Annotated in this window: 4 protein-coding genes; 3 read left to right on the top strand and 1 reads right to left on the bottom strand. The window is 70.9% G+C overall.

Annotation, left to right across the window (positions count from 1 at the left end):
* Window positions 1–889 (bottom strand): LysR substrate-binding domain-containing protein (locus tag GT354_RS11735; RefSeq protein WP_161356233.1); only part of this gene is annotated, 889 nt, incomplete at its 3' end.
* An 87-nt stretch (window positions 890–976) separates the two neighbouring features.
* Between GT354_RS11735 and GT354_RS11730 the strand changes: the two genes are divergently transcribed.
* From GT354_RS11730 to GT354_RS11720, 3 genes are read left to right on the top strand one after another with little or no spacing between them, the layout of a single operon-like run.
* Window positions 977–1,687 carry a succinate dehydrogenase cytochrome b subunit gene (locus GT354_RS11730; RefSeq protein ID WP_161356232.1) on the top strand — a complete coding sequence of 237 codons (711 nt, stop codon included), beginning with the start codon at window positions 977–979 and terminating at the stop codon, window positions 1,685–1,687.
* Window positions 1,688–1,692: 5 nt separating this feature from the next.
* Entirely contained in the window at window positions 1,693–3,738 is a 2,046-nt protein-coding gene (locus GT354_RS11725) for a fumarate reductase/succinate dehydrogenase flavoprotein subunit (protein ID WP_237534632.1), read from the top strand.
* On the top strand, window positions 3,735–4,487 hold the full coding sequence (locus tag GT354_RS11720; RefSeq protein ID WP_161356231.1) for a succinate dehydrogenase/fumarate reductase iron-sulfur subunit: 753 nt from the start codon (window positions 3,735–3,737) through the stop codon (window positions 4,485–4,487). Before GT354_RS11725 ends, GT354_RS11720 begins: the two co-directional genes overlap by 4 nt.
* Window positions 4,488–4,553: the final 66 nt, after the last annotated feature.

Below are 4,553 nucleotides of genomic sequence, written 5' to 3'. Positions count from 1 at the left end.
CCGCGGGCAGCCGCCGCGGCGTCAGGAAGTCGCGCAGCTCGTCCCGAAAGGCACGGGCCGCGTGGGTGAGGGCGGCGTCGCTGCGGTGGGCCAGCGCGATCGTGCGGGACAAACCCGGCGGGGCCAGCGGGGTCGCGGTCAGGCCGGGGCGGCCGGCGAGCACCATGCTGGGCACGATCGCGGGGCCCAGGCCCACCTCCACGAACCGCAGGACCGCGTCCATCTCACCACCCTCGATCGCGAATTCCGGTTCGAAGCCCGCCTCGTGACAGGCTCGCAGGGTGGCCTCGCGCAGGTCGTAGCCGTCTCGGAACATCACCAGCCGGACCCCACGCAGCGCCGCGATCTCCACCGTCGCGCCGGCGACCGGCGGCGCTCCGGCGAGTACCAGATCCTCGCGCAACAGCGGCTCGGTGGTCAGCGCCGCACCGACGCCCTGCGGCGGCACCACGATCAGCGCGAGGTCGAGGTCGCCCGCGAGCAGGGCGCGCACCAGGTCGCGTGAGCCGTTCTCGTCGACGAGCAGCCGAATCCCGCCGTAGCGGGTGTGGAAGCGAGCCAGCACCTCGGCGAGCAGACTGGCCGACAGCGAGGGGGTCGCCCCGATCCGTAGCCGCCCGGAGCGCAGCCCGACCAGTTCGGCGACCTCCACGTGGGCGACGTCCACGTCGGCCAGGATGCGCCGCGCGATCGGCAACAGCCGTTCCCCCGCCGGGGTCGGGGCGATGTTGCCGCGCACTCGGGTGAACAGTTCGGCGCCCAGTTCGTGCTCCAGGGCCCGGATCTGCTTGGACAGCGACGGCTGCGCGACGTGCGCGCGGGCGGCGGCGCGGGTGAAGTGCCGGGTTTCGGCGACCGCGACGAAGTAGACGAGTTGTTGCAGTTGCATGCGCCCAGCCTTGCATAGTCACAGGCTATCGAAACAAGGCTTTTCCGATCTTGGACGCATGACGTGGCCCCGTCTACCGTCGAACGCATGGCGACCCTGACCCGCGCTCCCGCCTCACGGCGGGGCCGGCAGGGAGCGTCGCATCGTTCGACCGTGATGATGAAGATCGCCATGGCCGTCAGCGGTGCCGTGCTCCTTGCCTACGTGACGGCCCACATGGTGGGCAATCTCAAGATCTTCTTCGGCGAGTCGAGCTTCGACCACTACGCGCACTGGCTGCGCACGATCGGCATGCCGCTGGTACCGCGCGAGGGCTTCCTGTGGCTGGTGCGCGCCGGGCTGAGCGTGGCCGTCGTGGTGCACATCGTGATGGCGGTCCTGCTCACCCGTCGGGCCCGCCGGGCCCGTCCGGTCAAGTACGTGCACCGGCCGCCGGTGCAGGGTTCGTACGCGGCGCGCACGATGCGTTGGGGTGGCGTGATCATCGCGCTGTTCGTGGTCTACCACATCCTCGACCTGACGGTCGGGGTGGCGAACCCCGTGGGGGCCTCGGGCAAGCCGTACACGAACGTCAACGCCGACTTCGACCACTGGTACATCACCGCGATCTACACCGTCGCCGTGATCGCGCTCGGGTTCCACCTGCGACACGGCCTGTGGAGCGCCACCCGCACCCTCGGCCGGCAACGGCCGGGCTCGGAGCGGATGTTCGGTGCGATCGCCACCGGCTACGCAGTTCTCGTCACGGCCGGATTCCTGTCCGTGCCGTTGGCCGTCTCCTTCGGAATCGTGGGGTGAACGTGATGGACGACGACAACGCGACCACAGACGGGGCGGCGGCGGACGATCGCTTCGCCCGCGGTCCGGATCTCCACGGTCGCAGCCTCAACGGTCTGGTGGTCGGCGGTCTCCCCACCGACGACCTGTACACCCTGGGCGACTCGATCGCCGATCACGCGGCCCCCGCCGGCGACCTCGCCGAGCGGTGGGAACAACGCCGGCTCACCGCGGGGTTGGTCAACCCCGCCAACCGCCGCCGGCTCCCGGTGATCGTGGTCGGGACCGGCCTGGCCGGCGCGTCGGCCGCCGCCACGCTCGCCGAACTCGGCCATCCCGTCACGGCGTTCTGCTACCAGGACTCGGCCCGACGCGCGCACAGCATCGCCGCGCAGGGCGGTATCAACGCGGCCAAGAACTACCGGGGCGACGGCGACAGCGTGGCCCGGCTGTTCCGCGACACGATCAAGGGCGGTGACTTCCGCGCCCGCGAGTCCAACGTCTACCGACTCGCCCAGGTCAGCACCCAGATCATCGACCAGTGCGTGGCCCAGGGCGTGCCGTTCGCCCGAGACTACGGCGGCCTGCTCGACACCCGTTCCTTCGGCGGCGCACAGGTGTCCCGCACTTTCTACGCGCGTGGCCAGACCGGCCAGCAACTCCTGCTGGGCGCCTACCAGGCGATGTCGCGCCAGGTCGCGGCCGGCAATGTGACGGTGCACGCGCGCACCGAGATGCTCGACCTCGTGGTCGTCGACGGGCGCGCCCGGGGCGTCGTGGTGCGCGACCTGACCACGGGCGAGGTGAGCACCCACCTGGCCGAGGCGGTCGTGCTCGCGACCGGCGGTTACGGCAACGCGTACTTCCTGTCCACGAACGCGATGGGCTGCAACGCGAGCGCGGTGTGGCGCGCGCACCGGCGCGGCGCGTTGTTCGCCAACCCGGCGTTCACCCAGATCCACCCCACGTGCATTCCGGTCGCCGGCGAGCACCAGTCCAAGCTGACCCTGATGAGCGAGTCGCTGCGCAACGACGGCCGGGTGTGGGTGCCCAGGACGGGCGGCGACACGCGGGCCCCGGGCAGCATTCCGGTCGCGGAGCGCGACTACTTCCTGGAGCGCATGTATCCGGCCTTCGGCAACCTCGTCCCGCGCGACATCGCGTCGCGCGCGGCCAAGCGGGTGTGCGACGAGGGTCGCGGCGTGGGGCCGGGCGGGCTGGGGGTGTACCTCGACTTCGCCGACGCGATCGAGCGACTGGGCAGCGCCGCCGTCGAGGAGAAGTACGGCAACCTGTTCACGATGTACGAGCGGATCACCGGCGAGGATCCGTACACCGTGCCGATGCGGATCTTCCCGGCCGTGCACTACACGATGGGCGGACTGTGGGTCGACTACGACCTCCAGTCCACGATTCCGGGCCTGTTCGTGATCGGCGAGGCCAACTTCTCCGACCACGGCGCGAACCGGCTCGGCGCGTCGGCGCTGATGCAGGGGCTGGCCGACGGCTACTTCGTGCTGCCGACCACGCTCACCCACTACCTCGCGGCCGGGCCGTTCACTCCGGTCGACGCCGACCACGCGGAGGTGGTGGCGACCGAACAGGGCGTGCACGAACGGGTCGAGCGGCTGCTCGCGATCGACGGCGACCTGTCCGCCGACCACTTCCACCGCGAACTGGGCCTGCTGATGTGGGAGAAGTGCGGCATGGAACGCGACGCGGCGGGGCTGCTCGAAGCACTGGAGCAGATCCCGAAGCTGCGTGCGCAGTTCTGGACCCGACTGCGGGTCCCCGGTACCGGGGCCGGTCTCAACCAGTCGCTCGAAAAGGCCGGTCGGGTCGCCGACTTCCTCGAACTCGCCGAGCTGATGTGCCTGGACGCGCTGCACCGCGAGGAGTCGTGCGGCGGCCACTTCCGGGCCGAGCACCAGAGCCCGGGCGGGGAGGCGGCGCGTAACGACGAGGAGTTCGCGTACGTCGCCGCGTGGGAGTACACGGACGGCCCGCCCGTACTGCACCGCGAACACCTGACCTTCGACAACGTCGCCCTGGCCACGAGGAACTACGCATGAGACTCCACCTGCGCGTCTGGCGCCAAAACGGTCCCGAGGATCGCGGCGCGATGGTCCCGTACACCGTCCCGGACGCGTCCCCCGACATGTCCTTCCTCGAACTCCTGGACGTGCTCAACGAGCGGCTCACCGAGAGCGGCGAAGAGCCGGTGGCGTTCGACCACGACTGCCGCGAGGGCATCTGCGGCGCGTGCAGCCTGGTCATCGACGGCACGCCGCACGGGCCGCAAAAGGCCACCACGACCTGTCAGTTGCACCTGCGGCACTTCCACGACGGACAGACCGTCGACGTCGAGCCGTGGCGCGCGGCGGCCTTCCCCGTGGTCAAGGACCTGGTCGTGGACCGGTCCTCGCTCGACCACATCATCGAGGCCGGCGGCTACGTCACCGTCCCCACCGGATCGGCCCCCGAGGCGCACGCGACCCCGGTCCCCAAGGCCGACGCGGACGTCGCGTTCGAGTCGGCGGCCTGCATCGGCTGCGGCGCGTGTGTCGCGGCCTGCCCCAACGGTTCGGCGATGCTGTTCACCGCCGCCAAGGCCACCCACCTGGGGCTGATGCCGCAGGGCAAGGTCGAACAGGACACCCGGGTGGAGGCGATGATCCACGCCCACGACGAAGCCGACTTCGGCGGCTGCACCAACACGGGCGAATGCACCGCGGTCTGCCCGAAGGGCATTCCGTTGGGCGTCATCGGGCGGTTCAACGGGGACCTGCTGGGCGCTGCGCTTCGTGGCCGCGGGCGTTGAGGGTGGGGCCTCCGGGCCGGCGGGCGCTTTGGCCTCAAGCGCCGGCCGGGCTGGATCTCCCCCCCC

Origin of the sequence: Streptomyces sp. SID3343 (genome assembly GCF_009865215.1) — a bacterium.
In the GTDB taxonomy this organism is placed as follows: Bacteria; Actinomycetota; Actinomycetes; order Streptomycetales; family Streptomycetaceae; genus Embleya.
Note: the sequence above shows the minus strand (reverse complement) of the source record. Positions and strands in the feature narration are given on the sequence as shown.

Coding starts and splice junctions, on each gene's coding strand:
- GT354_RS11720 (WP_161356231.1), top strand. CDS start 3,735: ATGAGACTCCACCTGCGCGTCTGGCGCCAAAACGGTCCCGAGGATCGC.
- GT354_RS11730 (WP_161356232.1), top strand. CDS start 977: ATGGCGACCCTGACCCGCGCTCCCGCCTCACGGCGGGGCCGGCAGGGA.
- GT354_RS11725 (WP_237534632.1), top strand. CDS start 1,693: ATGGACGACGACAACGCGACCACAGACGGGGCGGCGGCGGACGATCGC.